Source organism: Methylobacterium oryzae (assembly GCF_036441375.1).
Classification (GTDB): domain Bacteria; phylum Pseudomonadota; class Alphaproteobacteria; order Rhizobiales; family Beijerinckiaceae; genus Methylobacterium; species Methylobacterium oryzae_A.
Window position 1 is genome coordinate 104,243 of the sequence record NZ_MLCA01000006.1, and the last position, 24,107, is coordinate 128,349.

The window sequence follows — 24,107 nt, forward strand, 5'->3', positions numbered from 1 at the left end:
CTGGAGCCCTCCTTCGAGGGCCGCGGGGGCGGGCACCTCAGGATGAGGGCGGGACGGGACCGGCCGCCGTGAGCGCCTCAGGCGGATCCCCCCGTCATCGGCGCTGCGCCCGCAGGGACGTGGCGCTCAGGCCTTCCCGACCACCATGAGCGCGAAGGCGTAGATCAGCGCCACCTCCTCCAGCCGGTCGAACCGGCCCGCGGCGCCGCCGTGGCCGGCCTCCATGTTGATCCGCAGGAGCACCGGCCCGCCGCCCGTCATGGTGGCGCGCAGCCGCGCGACCCACTTGGCCGGCTCCCAGTAGGTCACCCGCGGGTCGGTGAGCCCGCCGAGCGCCAGGATCGCCGGGTACTCCTTGGCCGCGACGTTGTCGTAGGGCGAGTACGACAGGATCGTCCGGAAGGCGGCCTCGCTCTCGCCCGGGTTGCCCCATTCGGGCCATTCCGGCGGCGTCAGGGGCAGATCCGCGTCCAGCATGGTGTTGAGCACGTCGACGAAGGGCACGTCGGCGACGATGCCGGCGAACAGCTCCGGCGCGAGGTTGGCCACCGCGCCCATCAGCATCCCGCCCGCCGACCCGCCATGGGCGACGATGCGCCTCTCGGCGGTGTAGCGCGCCGCGATCAGGGCGCGGGCGCAGGCGATGAAGTCCGTGAAGGTGTTGGGCTTCTTCTCGCGCTTGCCGTCGAGGTACCAGCGCCAGCCCTTCTCGGTGCCGCCGCGGATATGCGCGATGGCGTAGACGAAGCCGCGGTCGACGAGGCTCAGCAGGTTCGTGCGGAACGCCGCCGGCATCAGCGTGCCGTAGGAGCCGTAGCCGTAGAGCAGCAGCGGCGCGCTGCCGTCGAGGGCGAGGTCCCGCCGGTGCAGCAGCGAGATCGGCACCTGCTCGCCGTCGGGCGCGGTGGCGAAGAGCCGCCGGGTCACGTAGGCGGCCGGGTCGTGCCCGCTCGGCACCGCCTGCCGCTTGCGCAGGAGCCGGGTGCGGGCCGCGCAGTCGTAGTCCCAGGTCTCCGACGGGGTCGTCATCGACGAGTAGACGAAGCGGATCGTGGCCGTGTCGAAGGCGAGCCCGGCCCGCAGGCCGAGGGAGTAGGCCTCCTCGGCGAAGGCGACGCTGTGCTCGGTGCCGTCAGCGAGGTCGCGCACGACGATCCGCGGCCTGGCGTTCTCGATCTCCAGCCGGACCAGGTGGCCGGCGAGGAGGTGCAGGTGGCGGATCATCACCCCGGACCGGTGCGGCACGAGGTCGGTCCAGTGGGCGCGGCCCGGATCGTCGAGCGGCGCGGTGACGATCTTGAAGTCCTCGGCGCCGTCCGCGTTGGTGCGGATGAACAGCCGGTCGCCGCGATGCTCCACCCCGTAGATCAGCAGCGGCGTGCGCGGCTCCACGAGGCGCAGGGGGGCGTCCGCCGCCCGTCGGTCGAGCAGCCGGACCTCGGAGGTCTCGTGGTCGCTCACGGTCACGTCGAGGAAGGCGCCGGACTGCGTCTTGCCGATATGGACGAAGTAGCCGGCATCGGCCTCCGTGTAGACGGTCTCGTCCTCGCTCTGCCCCGTGCCGACGCGGTGGCGCATCACCTTGGCGGGGCGGTGGTTGGCGTCGACCGCCACGTACCAGAAGCTCGCGCCGTCCGCGGCCCAGACCGCCTCGCCGGAGGTCGCCTCGACGCGGTCGTCGAGGTCGAGGCCGGTGGCGACGTCGCGCACCCGGATCGTGTAGAGTTCCGAGCCCTTGGTGTCGACGCTCCAGGCGAGCCGGGCGTGATCGTCGGAATGCACCGCGGCGGCGATCTCGAAGAACGGCAGGCCCTCGCCCTCGCGGTCGCCGTCGATGAGGATCGTCTCGTCCGGGTCCGGGCCCGAATCGGGCACGTCGGGGGAGCTGGCCGGCCGCCGGCAGATCAGCGGGTGCTGCCCGCCCTCGCGGTGGCGCGTGTAGTAGGCGAAGGGCCCGTCCGGCTCCGGGACGCCGCTCTCGTCCTCCTGGATCCGCCCGCGCATCTCGGCGACGAGCTGCCGCCGCAGATCCGCGCTCCCGGCGAGCGCCGCCTCGGCGAAGGCGTTCTCGGCCTTCAGGTAGGCGGCGATGTCGTCGGGCAGCGCGGCCGGGTCCTTCAGGACCGTCTGCCAGTTCTCGGCCTTCAGCCACGCGTAGTCGTCGGTGATCTCCTGCCCGTGGACGCTGAAGCGCCGCGGCCGGGCCTCGGCCACCGGCGCGCCGGTCCTGTGAGCGAGCAAGCCCTGACCGATCTCCGTCATCGTCTCTCCCGTCGGGTCCCGGCGCGCGCGGGTGTCGCGTCCGGGTGAGGGGATGTGTCCCGCCGCGCGCGCGGATGCAAGGCGTTCGGGGCGCCGGGGCCGCNAACGGGGCGGCCCGCGGCCCCGCCGCCCCGTCGCGCCGAGGGCACCGGTGGCGCGGGAGACGCTCCGGTCCCGGACGCGATATGCCGGTTCGATGCCGCGGCCGGGTCCGCTCCGGCGCCGCCAGACCGGGCGGGCTCAGCGGGGGCGAACCCGCCGGGGACCTGCCGGAACGGCCGATTTCGGCCCGCCCGGTGCCGGCGCTCCGCAGGCCGGGCACAGATCGTGACAAGTCGAGCCGAGCACAGCCCTGAGAAAAGCGGCCCGGGATTATCGGCCGTCGCAATCCGTCCGACCTAATGGGGGATATGTGGATGGTGCAATGGCCGATTCGATGCATGTTTTGTGTGCGGAGTACCGGAAACATCGAACGAAGCGCCGGACAACGGGCGTACTGGCGGGTATGGCGGGGTTGCTGAGTCTGCCGGTCGAGGCGGCGGAACTTCCCGATCGGCGGAAATCGCGGCTCATCGAGCACGTGCGGATCTGCTCGGCCTATGGCCAGGCCTTCTTCTTCATCCCCGGCAGCGATACCTGCCTGCGCCTCTCCGGCCGCGCGCGCTTCGAGTACGCCTACCAGCCCTCCTACAGCCGCTCGGGGACCGCCGCCGCCACCCCGGGGGATTACAGCGGCTACCAGGGCCGCCTCCGGATCAACCTCGATGCCCGGACCCAGACGTCCTACGGCACGCTGCGCGCCTTCCTCCGCCTCGACGCCGGGAGCCGGACCGGCTTCGCCACCATGCATGCCGGGGCGCTGAACCGGATCGGCGGCGCCTTCCCGGCCCTGGGCGTCGACCAGTTCGGGCGGGCCCAGCAGCAGTTCAACGTCGACAAGGCCTTCATCCAGTTCGCCGGCCTCACCGCCGGCCGCGCCTCCTCGTTCTTCGACTTCTACGCCCACGACTTCGAGTTCATCGTCGCCTCCATCGGCTCGGACACCCCCTCGACCAACCTCGCCGCCTACACGGCGACGCTGGGCCAGGGACTGTCCGCCTCGCTGTCGGTGGAGGACCCGATGTTCCGCCGCACGCCGGTCTATTCGTCCCAGAACGCCGCTCCCCCGGCGATCCCCAACCCCGGCGCCGTCTTCGCGCCCGGGAACCCCGTCGCCCCGATCTTCGTCGGGTACGACGCCGCCGGCCGCCCGACCGGCCTGGGCTTCGTGGACACGGTCCAGCGCAGCCGCGTGCCCGACCTCGTCGGCGTGCTGCGCTCCGACCAGTCCTGGGGCTCCGCGCAGCTCTCGGGCGCCGTGCACGAGGTCAACCACGGCTCGCTCAGCAGCGTCTCGTTCGCCGGCACGAACCTGGGCGCGCCCGTCTCGCCGGGCAACAACCGCGCCCCGCGCGGGGCGGCCTCCGCCTTCGGCTGGGCCGTGCAGGGCGGCGTGAAGGTCAACCTGCCGGCCATTGCGGCCGGCGACACCCTCTACCTGCAGGGCGCCTACGGGGAGGGCGCCGCCCTGTATACCGGCCTGCCGGCCTATAACGGCCCCTACGCGCAGGCGGCCACGGCGGTGCAGGGGGCGGCCTTCTCGCAGTTCTTCAGCGACGGCGTGATCAACCCCTTCACCCAGCGCCTGGACCTGTCGACGAGCTACTCGTTCACGGCGGCGATGCTCCATTACTGGACGCCCGCGGTCCGCTCCGCCTTCTTCGGCTCCTACGGCGCCCTGAGCTTCGCCCGCGGCGCCCGCGCGGCGCAGGGCGCCTATTTCGGCGTGACCGGGACGGGGCCGGGCACCCCCGGCACCCGGTTCTTCGACCTGAGCCAGGTCCTGCGGGACAGCTACCGCTTCGTCGTCGGCGCCAACCTGATCTGGTCGCCGGTGAAGGAGTTCGATATCGGCGTCGAGGCGATGTACACGCGCTACGGGCCGCAGAGCGGCCGCATCCTCGACCTGGGCCGGTATCCCAACCAGAACGCGGCCTACGTCAACAACCCCGCCAACCCGGTCGCGACCGCCAGGCACGTCGACGTCATCCAGGTGCGCGCGCGCGTGCAGCGGGATTTCTGACGCGGGCGGGGATCCGGCCGGGACCCGCGGGGCGCGCGGGCTCGGCCGGGAGCCGGTTCCCGCCTCGGGCGTTGAACCGCGGGCCGTGGCGCCGATCACGGTCGCCGGTTCGAAGCCGAGGTGCCGACATGGACGCGATCCCCGATCCGCAGCCGGATCCGCAGGACGATCACCCCGCCGCGGACCTGGAGCGCGTGAACGACGTCCTCGCCGTCTGGGCGGCACGCTCCGCCGCCGAGAGCGCCGCGCTGATCGACCGGTTCGAGGCGATGGGCTACGAGGTCCGCGGCAAGTCGGAGACCGAGATCGCCGACATCCTGCACCGGCCGCCGACACGCGCCGCCGCGAGATAGCTGTGGGTTGTAGGTAAAAAAACCTTGACCTTCTAAGTTTTCCTGAGAGACTGGAGGCTCCGCACGTCCGTCGTAGCACACACGGAACAAAACATGAACAAATCAGTCAAGGACGGCCGTTCCGCCGCGGCGCCGTCGCGGCCGCGCGGTGCCGGCGACCTCCCGGCGGAGGCCCGGCGCCTGCTGGCGCGCCTCGGCGAGCCGNGCGGATGGGCGCGGATCTCGGGGCGCCGCGGATCGACGGCGGCGGCCCGCGCGATCCGGCCTCGGCGGCCGACCACGTGATCGCGGCCCGGCAGCGGGTGCGCGGCGCCCTCGACGCGGTCGGGAGCGACCTGTCGGGCCTGCTGATCGACCTTTGCGGCTTCCTGAAGGGCCTGGAGCGGATCGAGGCGGAGCGGCGCTGGCCGGCCCGCTCCGCCAAGGTCGTGGCGCGCATCGCCCTGGGGCGGCTGGCCGAGCATTACGGTCTGGAGCGGGAGGCGACCGGGCCGGACCGGGCCCGCCTGCGGCTTTGGCGGGGGTGAGCTCCCTCAGGCCTCGGCGGCGAGCCGGACCGCGTCGCGGTGGATGCGCTCCGCCATCGCCCGCACGCCGTTGGAGCGCTTCGAGGTCACGTGGGCGCCGAAGCGGAGCTGCCGGAACAGGTCGAGGCCGTCGGTCCCGGCGGCCTCCTGGGGCGTCTTGCCGGTGTAGAGCGCCACCATCAGCGCCACGAAGCCGCGGACGATGAACGAATCGCTGAAGCCGTGCAGGACGAGGCGCGGCGTGCCGTCCTGCCGCTCCGCCCGCGTCTCGATCCAGACCTGGCTCTCGCAGCCGTGGACGCGGTTCGCCTCGGTCCGCTCCGCCTCCGGCATCGGCGGCAGGGCGCGGCCGAGCTCGATCAGGTACTCGAGCCGCATGTCATCGTCTTCGACGATCTCGAAGTTCTCGATGATGGTGTCGATCGGAGGAAGCATGCTCGGCCGGATCCGGAAAGGTCTGCGCCGCTATAGGCCGGCCGCGCCGTCGTGGCGACGGGGTCCGGCGCCGCGGGCGCTCACTGCGCGGCGGGGCGCCCCGGCGGCAGGGTCAGCCACAGGGGATCGCCCGGGCTGGCATCGCCCGAGACGGTGATCTCGGCCTGGGCCGCGTAGGCCGCGATGAGGCGGGGGCCCAGTTTCGGGACGTTCGGCCGGCCGGAAGCGGCCATCTCGCTCACCCCGGAGACGATCGACAGGCGCAGCGGCGCGCCGACCTCAATGTCGATGGCGATGGAGCAGGCGACGTGCTCGGCGGTGGCGTCGAGGCACTCGGCCACGATCTCCGCGACGATCATGCCCAGCGCGTTCGCGGTGCGCGGCTCCACGAGTCCGTTGCCGGAGCCGCCGACCTGGACGCCGATCCGCCCGGCCCGCCGGAGCTGCCCGAGCCCCGAGGCGAGGCGGTGCAGGTAATCCTTGAGGTCGATCGACGCGATGTGCGGCGCCTCGTGCAGGTGCTGCTGCACCAGCGCGATCGCCCGGACCCGCTGGCCCAGCGCCTCGAAGCTGCCGCGGCAGGCGTCGGGGGCCGCCCGCCCGTAAAGGCCGATCAGGCTGACCATCACCTGGAGGTTGTTGCGGACCCGGTGGTAGACCTCGGCCAGCAGCGCCTCCTTCTCGGCCAGGGCGTGCTCGATATGCTCCTCCGCGTGCTTGCGGTCGGTGATGTCGAAGCAGGAGCCGAGATAGCCCTGGAACCGGCCGTCCTCCACGAGGGGGCGGGCCGTGTCGAGGAGCCAGCGGTACTCGCCGTCGTGACGCCGCAGGCGGAACTCGACGGTGAAGGGGGCCCGCGCCTCGAAGGCGTCGGCGACGATCTTGGCGTGGCGCTCGAAGTCCTCGGGATGCAGCCCGCTGCGCCAGCCGAGGCCGAGTTCGGCCTCCAGGGGGCGCCCGGTGAATTTCAGCCAGCACTCGTTGTGGTGGATCGCGTGGCCGGCCTCGTCCGAGCGCCACATCATCAGCGGCACGACGTCGGCGAAGCGCTTGAAGCTGTCGCTCAGGGCGGCGGCTTCCGCGGTGCCCTGTGCCGGACCCCGACCGGGATCCCCCGCGGGGCCGTCGCCCAACGGGTCTTCCGCGCCGGACCCTGGTGGCTCACCGACCATTCTGTACCCGATTCACTCTGACGAACTGCGTGAAAGGCGATGCCTGCGTGCGGATGGCGCCGGTCAACGTGTCGACCGGACGGCCGTTCCGGTCCGCAACCGCCTTCGGGACCGCCATTCACCGGGACAATAGCGACGATATCTTTCGAGCCCGTTCCCCACCTCGCCGCCATGCGGCTCGGCACAGGGCCGGCACAGGGCCCGTACAGGACGCGCGGCCGGCGGGAGCGCGCCGGCACCGGCGGACGCTGACGGGGCAGTGCCGTCCACCCGAACCGGCAACCTTCAATCGAACCCTGGATAACCGTAGATAGGTCGTGACGCTTCCCTTCGGTTGTGTCTCTTGGCAGACGACACAACCTTGAGGGTGCCGTGCTGCCTGGCCCGATCGCGATAACCGCCGCCCGCAGCTCCGCCCGCAGCGCCGCCCGGTGGTCGGTACTCGCCGGTCTCGTCCTCCTCGGCCTGGCCGGCGGCGCGGCCGCCCGGCCGTTCTCCGAGCCCGACGACCGCAACCTCGACCGGCACGGCCATTACCGCAGCCGCGACGGGTCCGATGTCCACCGGCCGGCCCGAAGCCTCAACGGCCGGAAGCCCGCGGGGGCCTCGGCCAAGTGCCGGGACGGCACGTGGAGCTTCAGCCACACGCATCGCGGCACCTGCTCGCGTCACGGCGGCGTGGCGCAGTGGGAGGGCTGAGCCCCCGGTCTCTGCCTTAAATCCTATAACACGCGCATTCTAGGAATTTGGGCTTGACACCGTCGCGCTGCCGGGGTATCAACCCGGCACGGTCGAGACGTGTGCGGAGAGACGTCGATGTGGCCACCCCCTCCCAGCAGGGCGGACAGCCGCGCCGAGGCGCTGAAACTCCTGCGCGAGACCGACCTGCCAATCGACGCGATCGGTGCCCGGATCGGCGTCCGTCCGAGCACGATCCGCACCTGGAACGCCCGGGCCGGCTGGCCGAGGCCGCGGCGGCACCGGCCCAGGCTCCTGACGGCCCGGTGGCCGGCGGCGCGCCGGGCCGCCCTGATCCGCCTGCTCTGCGCGCCGGGCGCCGATCCCGGCGACGTCACCGAGATCCTGGGCCTCGGCCGGCTCGACGCGGCGATGTTGGCCTCGGCCTTCGGGGCGGAGCTGCCGCTGCCGCCGGCCGTGTCCGGGCGCGGCGTCCCCGCGACCGATCCGGCGACCCTGCGGGCGCATCTGCGCGCCCATATCGCCCGGCAGATCGCCGCCTTCGACGCGGCTTTGAGCGGGGCGGGGCCGGGCGCGCGCGATTCCGCCCGGACCCTGCGCGATCTCGGCGGGCTCAAGCGGCTCCTCGACACTCTGGATGCGGACGGCGCGCGCGGGGCGGGGGAGGGGGGCGATGGCACCGGACCCGACACCGAACCCGACCTGCCCGCCCTGCGCGCGGAGATCGCGCGACGCGCTGCTGGCTTTGTCGGCGACCGGGCGGCTCCCTGACTTCCTCGCGACGCTGCCGCCGGACCTCGTCCGGGCGCTGGCGGGCGACTGGCTGCACCAGGCCCGGCCGGACCAGCTGCCGCCGCCCGACGCGGAGCGCTGGACCACCTGGGCGGTGATCGGCGGCCGCGGCAGCGGCAAGACCCGCACCGGGGCCGAGTGGGTCGACGCCCTCGCCCGGGGCGACCCGGCCTTCGCCGGGGTGCCGGTCGGGCGGATCGCCCTGGTCGGCGAGACCCATCTCGACGTGCGGGACGTGATGGTCGAGGGGCCCTCGGGGCTGCTCGGTCTGCCGGCGCGGGGGCGGGCCCGGCCGACCTGGTCGCCGAGCCGCCGCCGGCTCGAGTGGAGCAACGGCGCCGTCGCGCTCGCCTTCTCGGCGGAGGAGCCCGACGCGCTGCGCGGCCCGCAATTCGGCGCCGCGTGGTGCGACGAGGCCGCCAAGTGGCGCCGGCCCGAGGCGGCCTTCGACATGCTGCAATTCGGCCTGCGCCTCGGCGCCCGGCCGCGCAACCTCGTGACGACGACGCCCCGGCCGGTGCCGCTGATCCGCCGCCTGCTCGCCGACCCGCGCACCGTGGTCAGCCGCGCCCGGACCCACGACAACGCCGCGCATCTCGCGCCCGACTTCCTCCAGCAGGTGGTCGGGCGCTACGCCGGCACGCGGCTCGGCCGGCAGGAACTCGACGGCGAGCTCATCGCCGACCGGGACGACGCCCTGTGGGCCCGCGCCGCCCTGGAGGCGGGCCGGGTCACCTCCGCGCCCGATCTCGGGCGGATCGTCGTGGCGGTGGATCCGCCCGCCGCCTCGGGGGCGCGCTCGGATGCCTGCGGGATCGTGGCGGCCGGGCGCGCGGGCGGCCACGCCTACGTGCTGGCCGACGCGAGCCTCGCCCGCGCCACCCCGGAGGCCTGGGCGGCCGCGGCGCTGGCGCTCTACCACCGGCTCCGGGCCGACGCCCTCGTGGTCGAGGTCAACCAGGGCGGCGAGATGGCCGCCGCCGTGCTGGGTCAGTGCGACCCCGCGGTGCCGGTCACCCGGGTCCACGCCACGCGGGGCAAGTACCTGCGCGCCGAGCCGGTCTCGCTGCTCTACGCCCGCGGGCTGGTCCACCATGTCGGGGCCTTCCCGGCGCTGGAGGACGAGCTGTGCGATTTCGGGCCGGACGGCCTGTCCGGCGGGGCATCCCCCGACCGCCTGGACGCCCTGGTCTGGGCGCTCACGCACCTGATGCTGGAGCCTCGGGCCGAGCCGCGCATCCGGCGGCTGTGAGGGCGGTGGCCCGGAACAATTCGGCGCGCTTCACGGAGAAGCGCGCCGGAGTCGGTTCGTGGTCTCTGGAACGAACTGCATGCTGTATACACAATGTCGTGCGCCAAATCTGTAGCGCTCCGGACACGGTGCACGGTCCTGAGCTGGGAATCGCCACCGTAATTCTGCGTATTGTTTGCCCAGGGCGGGCGCTTTGAGCGGCACATCTGCCGCGTTTAGCCGCGCTGGCCTTCCGGGACGCCGCGGATGAGCCCGGGGCCCGGACCCTTCGTCGGTGCGCGTGCCCGGCGCGTCGCGTCGCGTCTCCGGATCGGGGGTCGCCGTCGGGCGGTCAATCGCCGCCGCCATCGCCCCCGCCCGAGGGGACGGGCGCGACGACCAAGATCGCGCGCCCGAGGACGTGCTTCCTGTTCGTCGGAACCTCCGCGGTTCGTCGGTCGCGTCACGCCGGCGTCGGCCGGGGCCGTCACGGGGGCGCGGTCAGGCTCCGCAGGGCGGCACGGACGTCCGCGAGGGAGCCGAGCAGGGCGTAGCAGGCGAGATCGTGCGCGCCGGCGGCGGCGTTCGCCACCCGGAAGCGGCAGCTCAGGCGGTTCGCCCCGGCCTCGGGCGCGACCGCGAAACCGGGCCGGGGCGCGTCGGGCTCCTGGTCCGGGGGGCCCGGCGCCCAGACCGCCAGGGCGTGCGAGCCCTCCGGCGTCGCGAGGATCACGGGGTCCGGCCGCTCCCCCGGTCCGGGGTCGAGGGGCGCGATCCCGCCGGTGGCCCGGTCGAAGCGCCAGGCCGCGGAGAATTCGGCCGGGACGGCGGCGGCGAGGGGTTCGAGCCGGAGCGCCGCCGCGGGCTCGGACAGGACGAAGCTCGTCTGCACCTCCACGGCGTTGCCGAGGCCCGGCAGGCCGAGGGCGATCCGCTTGCGCAGGACCGGGGCCGGCATCGCGTCCGGCGCGGCGCTGGTCGGACAGTCCGCGGCGGGCTCGTCGGCCGGGTCGGAGGGCCCATCCCAGGCCATGCGGGTCTCGGTCTCGGCCCAGCTCCGCCCGGTGCGCAGGGCGCGGAGCCGCGATCCTGCCCCTCGGCCGCGGGCCGGACGGCCGCCTCGGCGTCGCCGCGGGCGGCGCGCAGGCCCGCCCGGTTTCCGTGACCGTCAACATCGCCACCCCCGATCCCGCGGCCTTCCGCCGCTCCGAGGCGCAGGTGACCGCGAGCCTCGCCCGGGCGGTGGCGCGGGGGCAGCGGGCGACGTGAGGCCGCCAGGCGCGCGGCTCCCGCCACCGCCAATCACGCCGGCCTGCACCCTTCCGGGGCCCGGGCCCGGCCGGTGCGGCCGTCGACGATCACCGGCGCGCGTGAGGGGGTGAGGGAGGGCACCCATCGAACGGCTTCCCCCGTCGCGCCCCGGATCGCGGCGGCGCGGACGATCGAGGCGACGCGTCCCCGACGCGGACCGGAGGTTCCCGCCATGGCCGACGACTTCCACGAGGTGCTGTTCCCCCTCGACGTGTCCCTGCGCGCGAGCGGCGGTCCGCACCGGCTGACCGAGATCGTGACCCTGGCCTCCGGCCGGGAGCACCGGAACGGCCGCTGGGCCGATTCCCGCCGCCGCTACGACGCCGGGTTCGGGATGCGCGGCCTCGACGCGCTGCACGCGGTGCTGGCCTTCTTCGAGGAGCGGCGCGGGCGGCTCTACGGCTTCCGGTTCCGCGACCGGGTCGACTGCCGCTCCGGGCCGCCCGGCCGGCCGATCGGACCCCTCGACCAGCCGCTCGGCGCGGGCGACGGCACCGCGACCGCCTTCCCGCTGATGAAGACCTACGGCGCGGGCTTCGCGCCCTACCGCCGCCGGATCGCCAAGCCGGTGGCGGGCAGCGTGCGGGTCGCGGTCTCGGGCCGGGAGATCGAGCCGGGCGCCTTCGCCTGCGACCCCGCCACCGGCCTCGTCACCTTCGCGCCCGGCCAGGCCCCGCAACCCGGCGCGGCCGTGACGGCGGGCTTCACCTTCGACGTGCCGGTCCGCTTCGACACCGACGCGCTGACCGTCGACCTCGCCGCCTTCACGGCCGGCGAGATCCTCAAGGTGCCGCTCGTCGAGATCGTGCCCTGAGGAGGCGTGACGCCATGCGCGACATCCCGGAGGCCTTCGCGGCCCATCTGGCCGGCGGCGTGACCACCCTGTGCCGCTGCTGGTCCCTGCGGCGGCCGGACGGGCTCGCCCTCGGCTTCACCGATCACGACCGCGACCTGACGATCGCGGGGCTCGTCCACGCCGCCCGCACCGGGTTGGAGGCGGCCGAGGCCGGCGCCGAGCTGGGATTCGCGGTCTCCGGCGGCGACGTGGCCGGGGCGCTCAGCGGCCTCGGCCTCACAGAGGCGGACATCGCCGGCGGCCTCTACGACGGCGCCGCGGTGGAGACCTGGCTGGTCGACTGGACCGAGCCCGAGACCCGGCTCCTCCTCGACGTCGCCACGATCGGCGAGGTGCGCCGGGACGGGGACGCCTTCGTGGCCGAGCTGCGCGGGCTCGCGCACCGGCTCGGCGCCGAGCGGGGCCGCACCTACCGGGCGACCTGCGGCGCCGATCTCGGGGACGGGCGCTGCCGCGTGGACCGGGCCGCCTGGACGACCACCGGCCGGGTGACCGGCCTCCCGGAGCCGGCCACGCTCGCGGCGACGCTCGCCGGGTCCTTCGCGGACGGCCTGTTCACCGGCGGGCGATTGACCTGGACGACCGGCGCCAATGCCGGGCTCGCGGCGGATGTGCGCCTCCAGCTCGGGTCCCTGATCGAGCTCTGGACCGCGCCGCCCCGGCCCGTCGCCGCCGGCGACGGATTCGGCCTCACGGCCGGGTGCGACAAGCGCCTCGCCACCTGCCGCGACCGCTTCGCCAACGCGGTCAACTTTCAGGGCTTCCCGCACATGCCCGGCAACGACGCGGTGATGCGGGCGGTACCGGGGTCCGATCACGTCCTCGACGGCGGGAGCCTGTTCCGATGAGCGCGATGCGGCGGGCGATCGGCGCGGCGGCCTTGGGCGAGGCGCGGCTCTGGCTGGGCACGCCCTACCGCCACCAGGCGTCGCTGCGCGGCGTGGGCTGCGACTGCCTGGGCCTGCTGCGCGGGGTCTGGTGCGGGCTCTACGGCGCCGAGCCGGAGGTGCCGCCGCCCTATTCCGGCACCTGGGCGGAATCGGCCGCGCCCGGGACCGACCCGCTCACCGAGGCGGCCGCCCGCCACCTCGTGCCGGTGCCCGGACCCCTGGCGGACCTGGCGCCGCGGCCGGGCGACGTCCTGCTCTTCGCCTTCCGCCGCCACCTGCCGGCCCGCCACTGCGCCATCGCCGCCGGCGACGGCGCGATGATCCACGCCCACGACGGCGCGGTGGTCGCCGAGGTGGCGCTCACCGGATGGTGGCGCCGGCACGCGACGGGGGTGTTCCGGTTTCCCGAGCGCTGCGGCGCCTACGAGGAACGCGTCGATACGGTGAGCTTGACGCCGAGCACGTCCATGACCTTGCGGACCGTCTCGTAGCGGAGCTTCGAGCCCGGCGTCAGCGCCTTGTAGAGGCTCTCTCGACCGACACCCGCTTCCCGGGCGATCTGCGCCATGCCGCGTGCCTTCGCGACATCGCCCAGGGCCGCGATGAACAGCTCGGGGTCGGGGTCGTCGAGCGCTGCCGCCAAGTATTCGGCAATCGCCTCCTCACTGTCAAGGAATTCCGAGGCGTCGAACGGTGTGAAACGCATCAGGTGATTCCGTCGAGAGAGGCGGCCATGGACTTGGCCCTCTGAATGTCCCGGGTCTGGCTGGACTTATCGCCGCCGCACAGGAGCAGGTACGTTACCTCGCCGCGCCGGACATAGTAGACGCGAAAGCCGGGGCCATACGGGATCCGCATCTCGAACACACCTGACCCGACCGGTTTGGAATCCCCGAAATTGCCGAGCCCCGCGCTGCGGATACGTGCCGCGATGCGCGCCCTGGCGCGGTGATCCTTCAGGCCCGTGAGCCAAGTCCGGAAGGTGTCGGACAGCAGGATCGTCGTCACAGGTCGAACGTATCCGATCGGATACGGAACGGCAACCCGTCCACGCGGTACCGCCATCAGATCCGGAGCCCCGCCATGGCGACGCTGATCCTGTCCTCGGCCGGGGCGGCCGTGGGCACCGCCCTCGGAGGCCCGATCGGCGGCATGGTCGGGCGGGCGCTCGGCTCTGCCGCGGGCGCGGCCCTCGGCGGCGCCCTGTCGGGGGCCGGACGGCACGCGCGCTTCGTCGAGGGGCCGCGACTCGCCGACGTCGCCGGGCTCACCTCCACCGAGGGCGACCCGATCCCCCGGGTCTACGGGCGGGCGCGGATCGGCGGCACCCTGATCTGGGCGACCCGCCCGCTGGAGGTCGCCAACACCGCGGTGCAGCGCGCCGCCGCCCCCGCCAAGGGCGGGCTGGCGGGCGGCCCGAAGACCGTCACGACCCGCTACAGCTACTTCGCCAACCTCGCGGTCGGCCTGTGCGAGGGCGAGATCGCCTGCGTCCGCCGGATCTGGGCGGACGGACGGGAGATCGACCAGGCGGGCTTGACCCTGCGGGTCCATACCGGCGGCCCCGGCCAGGAGCCCGACCCGCTGATCGTCGCCAAGGAGGGCGCCGAGAACGCGCCGGCCTATCGCGGCCTCGCCTACGTGGTGTTCGAGAACCTCGCCCTCGCGGCCTTCGGCAACCGGGTCCCGCAATTCGCCTTCGAGGTGATCCGCCCGGTCAACGGCCTGTTCGACCGGGTGCGGGCCGTCGACCTGATCCCCGGCGCCAGCGAGTTCGGCCTCGATCCGGACCGGGTCACCGTCGATCTCGGGCTCGGCCGCACCGAGGCCGCCAACCGGCACCAGCTCCAGCGCGGCACCGACGTCGTCGCCTCCCTCGACGCGCTCCAGGCACTGTGCCCGAACCTGCGCCGGGTCGCCGTGGTGGCGACGTGGTTCGGCACCGACCTGCGGGCGGGATCCTGCCGGGTGGTCCCGAAGGTCGAGGCCGCCGACAAGCGCGCCTGGCCGGAGGATTGGCGCGTCGCCGGGATCACCCGCGACCGCGCCGAGACGGTCTCGACCCTGCCGGACGGCAGCCCGGCCTACGGCGGCACGCCGGCTGACGCGGGCCTGACCCGGCTGGTGGCCGAGCTGGCGCGCCGGGGGCTGGCGGTGTCGCTCTACCCGTTCGTCATGATGGACGTGCCGGCCGGCAACGCGCTGCCCGATCCGCACGTCCCCGGCGCCGCGCAGCCCGCCTATCCCTGGCGCGGCCGCATCACCTGCGATCCGGCCCCCGGCCGCCCGGGAAGCCCGGACGGGACCGAAGCGGCCGACGCGCAGGTCGCGGCCTTCTTCGCGGGCGGGTACCGCGACGCGGTCCTGCACTACGCCGGTCTCGCGGCCGGCTGGGCGGCCTCGGGCGCGCCGCTCGCGGCCTTCGTGATCGTCAGCGAGCTCGTCGGCCTCACCCGGGTNGCCGCGGCCTGCGGGCCCGTCCCGGCGGCGGCGCCGTCCGCGCGGTCGCCGTGAGCGCGATCGACGCGCCTGTGCGCAGCTGTGCGCGGCGTGGAACCGGGCGCCGCCCCGGCCGTCATGTCCGCACGATGCCGTCCGCCACCGAGTCAAACGCGAAGGGAATGTCCGGACCGCCGCCGACGGCCGCCGGGGGCGACGCACGGCTACGTATTCAGGACGCATTCAGTGCCCTGGGCGCACATCGTCCGCCAATGCGCTACGCCATCGCCCTCGTCGCCATCAGCCTGACCGCCGCGGCCCTCGCCGCGGGCGGCCTCGGCTCCATGGCCGACGACGGGCCGGCTCCGCAGGCGGGCGCGGTGTCCAGCCAGGCGCCGCTGCGGATCGAGAGCTGCCTGTCCCCCGCGGACCTGCGCGAGGAGGTCGGCGAGCGCCGGGTGATCCCGCCCGTGGCGGCGATCCGCGCCGCCCGCACGGTGATCCCGCGCGCCGAGATCCAGCGGGCGAGCCTCTGCCGTCACGAGGACGGCCTCGTCTACATGCTCACCGCCTTGCGCCGGGACGGGCATTTCGTGCACGTGATTGTCGACGCGCGCACCGGCACCGTGGCGGGACAGTATTGAGCGGGCGCCGGAACCGTTTCGGAGGGGAGTGAGCCGTGCGTCTGCTGGTCGTGGAGGATGACAAGGACATCAACCGGCAGGTCGTGGCCGCGCTGGAGGAGGCCGGCTACGTCGCCGACAAGGCCTATGACGGCGAGGAGGGCGGCTATCTCGGCGAGAGCGAGCCCTACGACGCCATCATCCTCGACATGGGTCTGCCCAAGGCCGACGGCGTGACCGTGCTCCAGAAGTGGCGCCGGGCCGGCGTGAAGACCCCGGTGATCATCCTCACCGCCCGCGACCGCTGGTCGGACAAGGTCGACGGCTTCGATGCCGGCGCCGACGACTACGTTACCAAGCCCTTCCACATGGAGGAGCTGATGGCCCGGGTGCGCGCGCTGCTGCGCCGGGCCGCCGGCCACGCCACCAGCCAGATCGCCTGCGGGCCGGTGACCCTCGACACCCGCTCCGGCAAGGTCTTCGTCGACGGCGCCCAGGTGAAGCTGACGAGCCACGAGTACCGGCTGCTCTCCTACCTGATGCACCATACCGGCCGGGTCGTGTCCCGCGCCGAACTCACCGAGCACCTCTACGACCAGGATTTCGACCGCGACTCGAACACGATCGAGGTGTTCGTGGGCCGCCTGCGCAAGAAGCTCGCGGTGGACCTGATCCAGACGGTCCGCGGCCTCGGCTACCTCGTGGATCCCAACCAGCCGCCGGCGCGGATGTGAGCGCGGCCGCGCGTTCCGGCACGCTGCCGGCCGTGTTCATGCGCGGCGGCACCAGCAAGGCGCTGATGCTGCACCGCCGGGACGTGCCGGGGGATCTCGCCGCCTGGGAGCCGGTCTTCCTCTCCGCCATGGACAGCCCCGACCCGTTCGGGCGGCAGCTTAACGGAATGGGCGGGGGCGTCTCGTCGGTCTCGAAGATCTGCGTGGTCGAGCGCTCGGCGCGGCCCGGAGCCGACATCGACTACACCTTCGTGCAGGTCGTGGTCCGCGACGGCCGCATCGACCTCTCGGGCAATTGCGGCAACATGCTCGCCGCCGTGGGACCGTTCGCGGTCGACGAGGGGCTCGTCGACGTCCCCGACGGCGCGGTGCGGTTGCGGATCTTCAACACCAACACGCGCAAATTGGTCGTGGCGACCTTCGCGGCCGCGGGCGGGCGCAGCGTCTACCGGGGCGACCTCGCGATCCCCGGCGTCACCGGCACCGGCGCGCCGATCCGGCTCGACTTCCTGGATCCGGGCGGCGCCACGACCGGCCGGCTGCTGCCGACCGGCACCGTCCGCCAGTGGCTCGACGTGCCGGGCCTCGGCGCGATCGAGGCCTCGCTGATCGACGCCGCCAACGCCTGCGTGTTCGTCCGCGCCGCCGATCTCGGCCTCGCCGGCACCGAGCTGCCCGCCGCCCTGGAGGCCGCGCCGGGCCTCCTCGACCGGCTGGCGCGGATCCGCCGGGCCGGCTCCGTGGCGATGGGCATCGCGCCCGATCTCGAGGCGGCGGCGCGCGTCGTCCACGTGCCGTTCGTCGGCCTCGTCGCCCCGCCGCAGGATTCCGGCAGCCTCTCGGGCGAGACCATCCGCGGCGCCGATGTCGACCTGACCGCCCGGGTCATCTCCAACGGCGTGCCGCATCAGGCGCTGCCGCTCACCGCCACCCTGTGCCTCGCGGTCGCCGCCCGGCTCGAGGGCAGTCTCGTCCACGAGGCCGCCCGCCCCACCGAAGCGGCCCTGCGGGTCGGCATGCCGTCGGGCATCCTCACCGCCGACGCCGCCGTGATCCGCGAGGCCGACGGCTGGCGGGCCGAACGCGGCGCCTTCTTCCGCACGGCGCGCCCGCTGATGCGCGGCGCGGTGTTCTACGATGCGCAGCCGCCCGTCTGAGCGACCGACGCATCCATGATCGATCTCATCGGCCTCTTCTCCCTGCGCCGCCGCTCCATCGCGGTGCGGCTCGCCGTGTCGGCGTTCCTGGCGAGCTCCGCGATCCTGCTGATCGCGGCCTGGATCCTCACGACCCTCTACCGCGAGAACACCGAGCGCTCCTTCGACAGCCGGCTCCTAGTCTTCGCCAACAACCTCGCCACCGACCTCGTCTCGCCCAACGATCCCGAGAGCCGGACCTTCTCGCTCGGCGACCCGCGCTTCGACCTGCCCCTGTCGGGCTGGTACTGGCAGGTCGGCAAGCCGGACGCGAAGCCGCGCGACGTGCGCACCTCCCGCTCCCTCGTCGGCGTGCCGCTGCCGCCCGCCACCGATTCCGACGGCAAGGTCGGGGTCGGGCAGATCCGCCAGGGCTACGGCAAGGGGCAGGACGGGCGCCTCCTGCGCATCATGGAGCGCGACGTCGATCTCGGTGAGGAGGGCCGCTACACGGTCCGGGTCGCGGGCCCCGCCGACGAGATCGTGAACGATGTCGACCGGTTCCGGAACTCGCTGACCATCACCTTCGGCCTGCTCGGCCTGTCGCTGGCGATCACCACCCTGCTGCAGATCCGGTTCGGTCTCGCGCCGCTCAAGAAGATGCGCGCCGCGCTGGGGGCCGTGCGCCGGGGCGAGGCCGACCGCATCACCGGCACCTATCCCCGCGACATCGCGCCGCTCACCGGCGAGGTGAACCTCCTGATCGAGACCAACCGCGAGATCCTGGAGCGCGCCCGAACCCAGGTTGGCAACCTCGCCCACGCCCTCAAGACGCCGCTCTCGATCATCGTCAACGAGGTCGGGGCCTCGGACGCCCCCGAGGAGCTCGCGCAGAAGATCCGCGAGCAGGCCGCGGTCATGCGCGATCAGGTCAACTACCACCTCGACCGGGCCCGCGCCGCGGCGCTCGCCGGCACGCTCGGCACCTCCACGGAGGTCGAGCCGGCGCTCGCCGGCCTCGTGCGCACCTTCGGGAAGATCTACCGCGACAAGGACATCGCCTACGACGTCCACGTGCCGCCGGGCCTGCGCTTCCGCGGCGAGCGCCAGGATTTCGAGGAGATGGTCGGCAACCTCGTCGACAACGCGTCCAAATGGGCCCACGGCCGGGTGGCGATCCGGGCCGAGGCGGTGAAGACGAACGATTATCCCCACCTCGTCGTCGCCATCGAGGATGACGGTCCCGGCCTGCCGCCGGAGGCCCGCCAGGCCGTGCTCGGCCGGGGGCGGCGCCTCGACGAGTCGAAGCCCGGCTCCGGCCTCGGCCTGTCGATCGTGGCCGACCTCGCCGCCCTGTACCGCGGGCGCTTCACGCTGGAGCAGGCGGCGCTCGGCGGCCTGCGAGCGGTTTTGGAGGTGCCGGGGGACCTGCCGGTCGGCACCGCGGCGCATTAGGCCGCCGGGGGGCCTCCCCGGCGGCGCCCCGGCAGCGACCGGGACGCGGGACGCGGCCTCATGGCTCCGCCCAGGCCCTTGTCTTCGCAACAGAGTTGCGTGACACCGTGCCGCCGCCGGGAGGCGTCGTGGCGTCACGCTGCCGGCTCCACATGGCGTGGGGAGGGGCGGGCCGGTCCGGCTCGTTGGCGATAAGGTCCATGACGGCGATCTGGTTCATCCTGGCGGCCATGACCGCGGCGGCCGTTCTCGGCCTGCTCTGGCCGATGTCGCGGCGCGCCGCCGTGCCGACCGGCGAGGTGGGCGGGTCCGGGCTCGGCACCGAGACGGCGTTCTACGAGGATCAGGTCGCCGAGATCGAGCGCGACCTCGAGCGCGGCCTGATCGCTCCCGACGAGGCCGAGACCGCCAAGGCCGAGGCGGCGCGCCGCCTGCTCCGGGCGAGCCGCGAGGCGCAGCGCGAGGCCGAGGATGACGGCATCGCCGAGGCCGCGCGCCCGGCCGAGCCGGGTGGGTCTCGGCGCGGAGGGCGGGGCGCCCGCGCCGGCCGAATCGGGCCGGGCCGGACCGGGCGGACCGGCCGAGAAGGAGGCCGCGATGGCGGCCGTGCGCGCCATGCCCCAGGCGGAGCAGCAGGCGGCCATTCGCGGCATGGTCGAGGGACTCGACCGGCGCCTCGCGGCGCGGGGCGGCACGCCGGACGAGTGGATGCGGCTCGTGCGCTCCTACAGCGCGCTGGGCGAGCGCGACCAGGCGGTGAAGGCCCTCGACCGCGCCCGGATGGCGCTGGCCGCCAACGGCGAGGCGGTGGCGCGGCTCGACGGGCTCGCCCGGGAGCTGGACCTCTCCGACAAGCCCAACCCCTGACAGGCCCGTTCCCCGGCAAGTCCAATCCCGACACCACGAAATCGCGAGGCGGCCTCCGCGGGGCGGCCCGTACGACAATCGGTCCCGACGCCCGCCCTTGACCCGCGGGCGCCTGGAGCCGACACCCTCAAGACTAGAATGAGAACGGTTCCGGTCGGGGCGGGTCTCCGCGCGCCGGACCGCGGGGTGGAAGTATCGTGACGCGTAAGAAACGCCGCCTGATCCTGATCGCCGCCTGCGGCAGCGTGCTGACCCTCGCCGTGGGGCTGATCCTGTACGCCATGAGCGGCTCGATCGTGTTCTTCCGCTCGCCCACCGACATCGCCCAGCAGGCCATCGCCCCGGGCACGCGCCTGCGGCTCGGCGGCTTGGTGAAGGACGGCTCGCTCAGGCGCGGCCCCGACCAGGCGGTCGACTTCGCCGTCACCGACACGAACGCGACCGTCGAGGTCCACTACAAGGGGCTCCTGCCGGACCTGTTCCGGGAAGGGCAGGGCGTGGTCGCCGAGGGCGTGCTGGAGCCGGGCGGCCAGTTCCGCGCCGACACGGTGCTCGCCAAGCACGACGAATCCTACATGCCCCGCGAGGTGGCCGACGCGCTGAAGGCGCAGGGGCGCTGGCAGGAGGGCGGCCCGAACAAGGCCGGCCCCGCGCCGAAGCCCGCCACCGCGGCGGCGGACAGCACCCTCGGCCCCCGCAGCGAGCGGTGAGGGAACCCGCATGATCGTCGAGACCGGCCACTTCGCCCTCGCGCTCGCGCTGGCGATCTCCCTCGTCCAGGTGGTGATGCCGATCTGGGCCGCCCGCTCGGGTGATCCGGCGCTCCGCCAGATCGCCTCGCAGGCGGCGCTGGGCGCCTTCGCCTGCGTGCTGTTCGCCTTCGCGGCGCTCACCTGGGCGCACGTCACCTCGGACTTCTCGGTCCAGAACGTCGTCGAGAACTCGCACACGCAGAAGCCGCTGATCTACAAGATCTCCGGCGTCTGGGGGAACCACGAGGGCTCGATGCTCCTCTGGGTGCTGATCCTCACGCTGTTCGGCGCCTGCGTGGCGGCTGCCAAGAACTCGGTGCCGCCGCGGCTGCGGGCCAGCACGCTGGGCGTGCAGGGGCTGATCACCTTCGTGTTCGTGCTGTTCATCATCACGACCTCGAACCCGTTCACCCGCGTGATCCCGGCACCGCTCGAGGGCAACGACCTCAATCCGCTGCTGCAGGATCCGGGTCTCGCGATCCACCCGCCGCTCCTCTACATCGGCTATGTCGGCTTCTCGATCAGCTTCGCCTTCGCCGTGGCCGCGCTGATCGACGGGCGGATCGACGCCGTCTGGGCCCGCGCGGTGCGGCCCTGGACGCTGACGGCGTGGTGCTTCCTGACGCTCGGAATCGCGATGGGCTCGTACTGGGCCTATTACGAGCTCGGCTGGGGCGGCTGGTGGTTCTGGGACCCGGTCGAGAACGCCTCGCTGATGCCGTGGATCGCCGGCACGGCGCTGCTGCACTCCACCGTGGTGATGGAGAAGCGCGACGCCCTGAAGGTCTGGACGGTGCTGCTCGCCATCCTGACCTTCTCGCTCTCGCTGATCGGCACCTTCCTGGTCCGCTCGGGCGTGATCACCTCGGTCCATTCCTTCGCCACCGACCCGACCCGCGGCGTCTTCATCCTGGCGATCCTGGTTCTGTTCATCGGCGGCTCGCTGACGCTGTTCGCGTGGCGGGCGCCGCTGCTGCGGCAGGGCGGCCTGTTCGCGCCGATCTCCCGCGAGGGGTCGCTCGTCCTCAACAACCTGTTCCTGGTCGCGGGCTGCGCCACCGTGCTGGTCGGCACCCTCTACCCGCTCGTGCTGGAGATGCTGACGGGCGAGAAGATCACGGTCGGGCCGCCCTTCTTCAATTCCACCTTCGTGCCGCTGGCGATCCCGCTCCTGCTGATCGTGCCCGCCGGCCAGGCGCTGGCCTGGAAGCGCGGCGACGTGCTCGCCGCCGCCCAGCGCCTGTTCGCGGCCCTGGCGGTCGCCCTGGTGGTCGGCTTCGCGGTCCTGGCGCTGACCTGGGGCGGGCCGGTCATGGCACCGGTCGGGATCGGCCTCGGCGCCTACCTGCTGATCGGCTCCGCCCTGGAGATCGTCACCCGCGCCCGGGGCTACGGGGCGAGCCGCGCCCGCTCCCTCGGCCAGATCGGCCGCCGCGCCGTCGGCCTGCCGCGCTCGGCCTGGGGCACCGCCCTCGCCCATGCCGGGGTCGGCGTCGTGGTGCTGGGCATCGCCGCCCAGGGCTGGGCCACCGAGGGCCTGGCGACCCTCAAGCCCGGCCAGAGCCTGGCGACGGGGCCCTACGTGGCCACGCTCGACCGGGTCGCGCCGCGCAAGGGCCCGAACTACGAGGAGGCCGCCGCCTACCTGACGATCCGCACCCGCGGCGGCGACGAGGTCGGGCAGGTCGAGACCGGCAAGCGCTTCTACCCGAGCCGCAAGATGGCGGTGACGGAGTCGGGCCTGCTGACCGTCGGCGCCAGCCAGGTCTACGCGAGCCTCGGGGAGATCGGGCAGGACGGCGGCGTCGGCCTGCGCCTCTACTACAAGCCGCTGGTCCTGCTGATCTGGCTCGGGGCGGTGGTGATGGCCCTGGGCGGCGGCCTGTCGCTCACCGACCGGCGGATGCGCGTCGGCGTGCCCGCCAAGGCGAAGGCGCGACCGCTGCCGGTCGCGGTGCCGGCCGAGTGATGGCGCGCCGTTCGCTCCGGCCGGCGCTGGCCGCGCTCGTCCTGCTGGCGTCACTGCCGGCCCTGGCGGTCCAGCCCGACGAGGTGCTGAAGGACCCCGTCCTGGAGCACCGCGCGCGGGAGATCTCGGCCGAACTGCGCTGCCTCGTCTGCCAGAACCAGTCGATCGACGATTCCGACGCGCCGCTCGCCAAGGACCTGCGCCTGATCGTCCGCGAACGGCTGGAGAAGGGCGACAGCGACAAGGCGGTTCTCGACTACGTCGTGGCCCGCTACGGCGAGTTCGTGCTCCTGCGCCCGGTCTTCGCGCTGCACACCCTGCTGCTGTGGCTGACCCCGGTGCTCGCGGTGCTGCTCGGCGGGTTCGGCATCTGGCGGCTCGCGCGCCGCCGGCCGGCCGCGCCGGCCCGAAACCTGTCGCCCGCCGAGGAGGCGGAGGTCGCGGCGCTGCTACGACGGGAGTAGAATCGCTGGCGGAAGCGATTCGCCCGCCCCAACCGGCACGAGTCTTGGATCGGGCCTCGCAGACCGCACGATCGGCGACGCGCCCGGGGCAGGACGATGACGGCCGCTACGCTCACCATCTCGAGCCGCAACTACTCCTCGTGGTCCCTGAGGGGCTGGCTCATCTGCCGGATGGCGGGGCTCGATTTCGAGACCGAGGTCCTGTCCGGCGCCGATGCCACCAGCCGGGCCGAGCTGCTGCACCTGTCGCCGTCCTTCCTGGTGCCGCGCCTGCGCCACGGCGACGTGGTCGTCTGGGATACGCTGGCCATCGCCGAGTATCTCGCCGAGACGTTCCCGGAGGCCGGGTTCCTGCCCGGCAACATCGCGGAGCGCGCCCATTGCCGATCCATCTCCGGCGAGATGCATTCCGGCTTCGTCAACCTGCGCTCGGCCCTGCCGATGAACCTGCGCGCCTTCCACCCCGATTTCCGGGTGTTCAACGGCGCGAAGGCCGATATCGAGCGCATCGTCACGATCTTCGACGATTGCCTGGACCGCTACGAGGGGCCGTTCCTGTTCGGCGATCGCCCCTGCTTGGCCGACGCCATGTACGCCCCGGTCTGTACGCGCTTCCGCACCTACGACGTGGCGCTGCCGCCCCGGGCCGCCGCCTACCGCGACACGGTCCTGCACTGGCCCCTCATGATCGAGTGGGCGGAGGCCGCCGCCGACGAGCCGGACGAGATCGAGGAACTCGAGATGGAGTTCTGACGCGGCCGAGGCTCCGGTCTCGGAGCCCGCCGCCGTCCTCACGAGCGGAGCGATCCAGGGCAGCGCGACCTCGGCAAGCGTGGCGCGACTGGATTGCTTCGCTCCGCCCGCAAGGACGGAGTACTCTAACCGGACGTTCCGGACCCGACGTGGCGGAATGCAGTTTCTTGCAGGGCACAAATTTATGTTGCGACGCACGCGACAAATTCTGACTGCTGATCGGATCTGAAAAATCGCGCTGCGGCAACACGTTAACGAATTGGCT

At 73.4% G+C, this 24,107-nt stretch carries 22 protein-coding genes and 4 pseudogenes; 20 read left to right on the top strand and 6 right to left on the bottom strand.

Going from position 1 to position 24,107, the window contains the following annotated elements:
- Window positions 1-126: 126 nt before the first annotated feature.
- Window positions 127-2,262: a S9 family peptidase gene (locus MOTC310_RS10795; protein WP_331301759.1), complete on the bottom strand. Its 2,136-nt coding sequence runs from the start codon at window positions 2,260-2,262 to the stop codon at window positions 127-129.
- A gap of 505 nt (window positions 2,263-2,767) precedes the next feature.
- Here MOTC310_RS10795 and MOTC310_RS10800 point away from each other — a divergent pair.
- From MOTC310_RS10800 to MOTC310_RS10810, 3 genes and pseudogenes are all read left to right on the top strand, one after another.
- Entirely contained in the window at window positions 2,768-4,384 is a 1,617-nt protein-coding gene (locus MOTC310_RS10800; RefSeq protein ID WP_331301760.1) for a porin, read from the top strand.
- 128 nt (window positions 4,385-4,512) lie between these two features.
- Window positions 4,513-4,737 (top strand): hypothetical protein, encoded by a 225-nt coding sequence (locus MOTC310_RS10805; RefSeq protein ID WP_331291490.1) that lies wholly within the window; start codon window positions 4,513-4,515, stop codon window positions 4,735-4,737.
- Between the two features lie 218 nt (window positions 4,738-4,955).
- A pseudogene (locus MOTC310_RS10810) lies at window positions 4,956-5,264 on the top strand (DUF6456 domain-containing protein); the annotation flags it as partial.
- Window positions 5,265-5,270: 6 nt separating this feature from the next.
- Here the strand turns inward: MOTC310_RS10810 and MOTC310_RS10815 are convergent.
- A complete protein-coding gene (locus MOTC310_RS10815) occupies window positions 5,271-5,699 on the bottom strand; it encodes a SufE family protein (RefSeq protein WP_331291491.1) in 429 nt (142 codons plus the stop codon).
- Between the two features lie 80 nt (window positions 5,700-5,779).
- On the bottom strand, window positions 5,780-6,871 hold the full coding sequence (locus tag MOTC310_RS10820) for a sensor histidine kinase (RefSeq protein ID WP_331301761.1): 1,092 nt from the start codon (window positions 6,869-6,871) through the stop codon (window positions 5,780-5,782).
- A 372-nt stretch (window positions 6,872-7,243) separates the two neighbouring features.
- Here MOTC310_RS10820 and MOTC310_RS10825 point away from each other — a divergent pair, with 372 nt between their 5' ends.
- The 3 genes from MOTC310_RS10825 (at window position 7,244) to MOTC310_RS10835 (ending at window position 9,614) form a co-directional block, all read left to right on the top strand.
- The gene (locus tag MOTC310_RS10825) at window positions 7,244-7,570 is read left to right on the top strand and encodes a DUF3761 domain-containing protein (RefSeq protein WP_331301762.1); all 327 of its coding nucleotides are present in this window, start codon (window positions 7,244-7,246) and stop codon (window positions 7,568-7,570) included.
- A 117-nt stretch (window positions 7,571-7,687) separates the two neighbouring features.
- Window positions 7,688-8,341 carry a hypothetical protein gene (locus MOTC310_RS10830; RefSeq protein ID WP_331301763.1) on the top strand — a complete coding sequence of 218 codons (654 nt, stop codon included), beginning with the start codon at window positions 7,688-7,690 and terminating at the stop codon, window positions 8,339-8,341.
- Window positions 8,316-9,614 carry a DNA-packaging protein gene (locus MOTC310_RS10835; protein ID WP_331302221.1) on the top strand — a complete coding sequence of 433 codons (1,299 nt, stop codon included), beginning with the start codon at window positions 8,316-8,318 and terminating at the stop codon, window positions 9,612-9,614. Before MOTC310_RS10830 ends, MOTC310_RS10835 begins: the two co-directional genes overlap by 26 nt.
- A 466-nt stretch (window positions 9,615-10,080) precedes the next feature.
- On the opposite strand, the gene MOTC310_RS10840 is transcribed toward MOTC310_RS10835, so the two are convergent.
- A complete protein-coding gene (locus tag MOTC310_RS10840) occupies window positions 10,081-10,626 on the bottom strand; it encodes a hypothetical protein (RefSeq protein ID WP_331302237.1) in 546 nt (181 codons plus the stop codon).
- A gap of 50 nt (window positions 10,627-10,676) precedes the next feature.
- Here MOTC310_RS10840 and MOTC310_RS10845 point away from each other — a divergent pair.
- From MOTC310_RS10845 to MOTC310_RS10860, 4 genes and pseudogenes are all read left to right on the top strand, one after another.
- Window positions 10,677-10,862 (top strand): annotated as a pseudogene (locus tag MOTC310_RS10845) (phage tail tape measure protein); the annotation flags it as partial.
- Window positions 10,863-11,076: 214 nt separating this feature from the next.
- A complete protein-coding gene (locus MOTC310_RS10850; protein ID WP_331301764.1) occupies window positions 11,077-11,718 on the top strand; it encodes a DUF2460 domain-containing protein in 642 nt (213 codons plus the stop codon).
- Window positions 11,719-11,732: 14 nt separating this feature from the next.
- Window positions 11,733-12,608 carry a DUF2163 domain-containing protein gene (locus tag MOTC310_RS10855; protein WP_331301765.1) on the top strand — a complete coding sequence of 292 codons (876 nt, stop codon included), beginning with the start codon at window positions 11,733-11,735 and terminating at the stop codon, window positions 12,606-12,608.
- Window positions 12,605-13,141 carry an NlpC/P60 family protein gene (locus MOTC310_RS10860; protein ID WP_331301766.1) on the top strand — a complete coding sequence of 179 codons (537 nt, stop codon included), beginning with the start codon at window positions 12,605-12,607 and terminating at the stop codon, window positions 13,139-13,141. Before MOTC310_RS10855 ends, MOTC310_RS10860 begins: the two co-directional genes overlap by 4 nt.
- Here the strand turns inward: MOTC310_RS10860 and MOTC310_RS10865 are convergent.
- Both MOTC310_RS10865 and MOTC310_RS10870 read right to left on the bottom strand, forming a co-directional pair.
- On the bottom strand, window positions 13,072-13,356 hold the full coding sequence (locus MOTC310_RS10865; protein WP_331301767.1) for an addiction module antidote protein: 285 nt from the start codon (window positions 13,354-13,356) through the stop codon (window positions 13,072-13,074). The two genes, MOTC310_RS10860 and MOTC310_RS10865, sit on opposite strands and share 70 nt — an antisense overlap.
- On the bottom strand, window positions 13,356-13,658 hold the full coding sequence (locus tag MOTC310_RS10870) for a type II toxin-antitoxin system RelE/ParE family toxin (RefSeq protein WP_331301768.1): 303 nt from the start codon (window positions 13,656-13,658) through the stop codon (window positions 13,356-13,358). Before MOTC310_RS10870 ends, MOTC310_RS10865 begins: the two co-directional genes overlap by 1 nt.
- A 75-nt stretch (window positions 13,659-13,733) precedes the next feature.
- Here MOTC310_RS10870 and MOTC310_RS10875 point away from each other — a divergent pair.
- The 10 genes and pseudogenes from MOTC310_RS10875 to MOTC310_RS10925 all read left to right on the top strand — a co-directional run.
- A pseudogene (locus tag MOTC310_RS10875) lies at window positions 13,734-15,125 on the top strand (baseplate multidomain protein megatron); the annotation flags it as partial.
- 236 nt (window positions 15,126-15,361) lie between these two features.
- A complete protein-coding gene (locus MOTC310_RS10880; RefSeq protein WP_331301769.1) occupies window positions 15,362-15,733 on the top strand; it encodes a PepSY domain-containing protein in 372 nt (123 codons plus the stop codon).
- Window positions 15,734-15,768: 35 nt separating this feature from the next.
- Window positions 15,769-16,446, top strand: coding sequence for a response regulator transcription factor (locus MOTC310_RS10885; protein WP_012321897.1), 678 nt, complete (start codon window positions 15,769-15,771; stop codon window positions 16,444-16,446).
- Window positions 16,443-17,603: a 2-methylaconitate cis-trans isomerase PrpF family protein gene (locus tag MOTC310_RS10890; RefSeq protein WP_331301770.1), complete on the top strand. Its 1,161-nt coding sequence runs from the start codon at window positions 16,443-16,445 to the stop codon at window positions 17,601-17,603. The genes MOTC310_RS10885 and MOTC310_RS10890 overlap by 4 nt, the downstream gene beginning before the upstream one ends.
- Window positions 17,604-17,618: 15 nt before the next feature.
- The gene (locus tag MOTC310_RS10895; RefSeq protein ID WP_331293120.1) at window positions 17,619-19,037 is read left to right on the top strand and encodes an ATP-binding protein; all 1,419 of its coding nucleotides are present in this window, start codon (window positions 17,619-17,621) and stop codon (window positions 19,035-19,037) included.
- Between the two features lie 200 nt (window positions 19,038-19,237).
- Window positions 19,238-19,904, top strand: a pseudogene (ccmI, locus tag MOTC310_RS32785) (c-type cytochrome biogenesis protein CcmI).
- 197 nt (window positions 19,905-20,101) lie between these two features.
- Entirely contained in the window at window positions 20,102-20,614 is a 513-nt protein-coding gene (ccmE, locus tag MOTC310_RS10910; protein WP_331293121.1) for a cytochrome c maturation protein CcmE, read from the top strand.
- A 10-nt stretch (window positions 20,615-20,624) separates the two neighbouring features.
- Window positions 20,625-22,625, top strand: coding sequence for a heme lyase CcmF/NrfE family subunit (locus MOTC310_RS10915; protein WP_331301771.1), 2,001 nt, complete (start codon window positions 20,625-20,627; stop codon window positions 22,623-22,625).
- Complete coding sequence (locus MOTC310_RS10920; RefSeq protein ID WP_331301772.1) at window positions 22,625-23,089, top strand: cytochrome c-type biogenesis protein; 465 nt, start codon at window positions 22,625-22,627, stop codon at window positions 23,087-23,089. Before MOTC310_RS10915 ends, MOTC310_RS10920 begins: the two co-directional genes overlap by 1 nt.
- A gap of 96 nt (window positions 23,090-23,185) precedes the next feature.
- On the top strand, window positions 23,186-23,842 hold the full coding sequence (locus MOTC310_RS10925) for a glutathione S-transferase family protein (RefSeq protein WP_331293124.1): 657 nt from the start codon (window positions 23,186-23,188) through the stop codon (window positions 23,840-23,842).
- Window positions 23,843-24,107 lie beyond the last annotated feature (265 nt).

Excerpts from the sequence above, each read along its gene's own strand:
- MOTC310_RS10795 (WP_331301759.1), bottom strand. The coding sequence starts at position 2,262 with ATGACGGAGATCGGTCAGGGCTTGCTCGCTCACAGGACCGGCGCGCCG.
- MOTC310_RS10915 (WP_331301771.1), top strand. The coding sequence starts at position 20,625 with ATGATCGTCGAGACCGGCCACTTCGCCCTCGCGCTCGCGCTGGCGATC.
- MOTC310_RS10860 (WP_331301766.1), top strand. The coding sequence starts at position 12,605 with ATGAGCGCGATGCGGCGGGCGATCGGCGCGGCGGCCTTGGGCGAGGCG.
- MOTC310_RS10820 (WP_331301761.1), bottom strand. The coding sequence starts at position 6,871 with ATGGTCGGTGAGCCACCAGGGTCCGGCGCGGAAGACCCGTTGGGCGAC.
- MOTC310_RS10815 (WP_331291491.1), bottom strand. The coding sequence starts at position 5,699 with ATGCTTCCTCCGATCGACACCATCATCGAGAACTTCGAGATCGTCGAA.
- MOTC310_RS10880 (WP_331301769.1), top strand. The coding sequence starts at position 15,362 with ATGCGCTACGCCATCGCCCTCGTCGCCATCAGCCTGACCGCCGCGGCC.
- MOTC310_RS10840 (WP_331302237.1), bottom strand. The coding sequence starts at position 10,626 with ATGGCCTGGGATGGGCCCTCCGACCCGGCCGACGAGCCCGCCGCGGAC.
- MOTC310_RS10855 (WP_331301765.1), top strand. The coding sequence starts at position 11,733 with ATGCGCGACATCCCGGAGGCCTTCGCGGCCCATCTGGCCGGCGGCGTG.
- MOTC310_RS10895 (WP_331293120.1), top strand. The coding sequence starts at position 17,619 with ATGATCGATCTCATCGGCCTCTTCTCCCTGCGCCGCCGCTCCATCGCG.
- MOTC310_RS10805 (WP_331291490.1), top strand. The coding sequence starts at position 4,513 with ATGGACGCGATCCCCGATCCGCAGCCGGATCCGCAGGACGATCACCCC.
- MOTC310_RS10865 (WP_331301767.1), bottom strand. The coding sequence starts at position 13,356 with ATGCGTTTCACACCGTTCGACGCCTCGGAATTCCTTGACAGTGAGGAG.
- MOTC310_RS10850 (WP_331301764.1), top strand. The coding sequence starts at position 11,077 with ATGGCCGACGACTTCCACGAGGTGCTGTTCCCCCTCGACGTGTCCCTG.
- MOTC310_RS10800 (WP_331301760.1), top strand. The coding sequence starts at position 2,768 with ATGGCGGGGTTGCTGAGTCTGCCGGTCGAGGCGGCGGAACTTCCCGAT.
- MOTC310_RS10925 (WP_331293124.1), top strand. The coding sequence starts at position 23,186 with ATGACGGCCGCTACGCTCACCATCTCGAGCCGCAACTACTCCTCGTGG.
- MOTC310_RS10920 (WP_331301772.1), top strand. The coding sequence starts at position 22,625 with ATGGCGCGCCGTTCGCTCCGGCCGGCGCTGGCCGCGCTCGTCCTGCTG.
- MOTC310_RS10830 (WP_331301763.1), top strand. The coding sequence starts at position 7,688 with ATGTGGCCACCCCCTCCCAGCAGGGCGGACAGCCGCGCCGAGGCGCTG.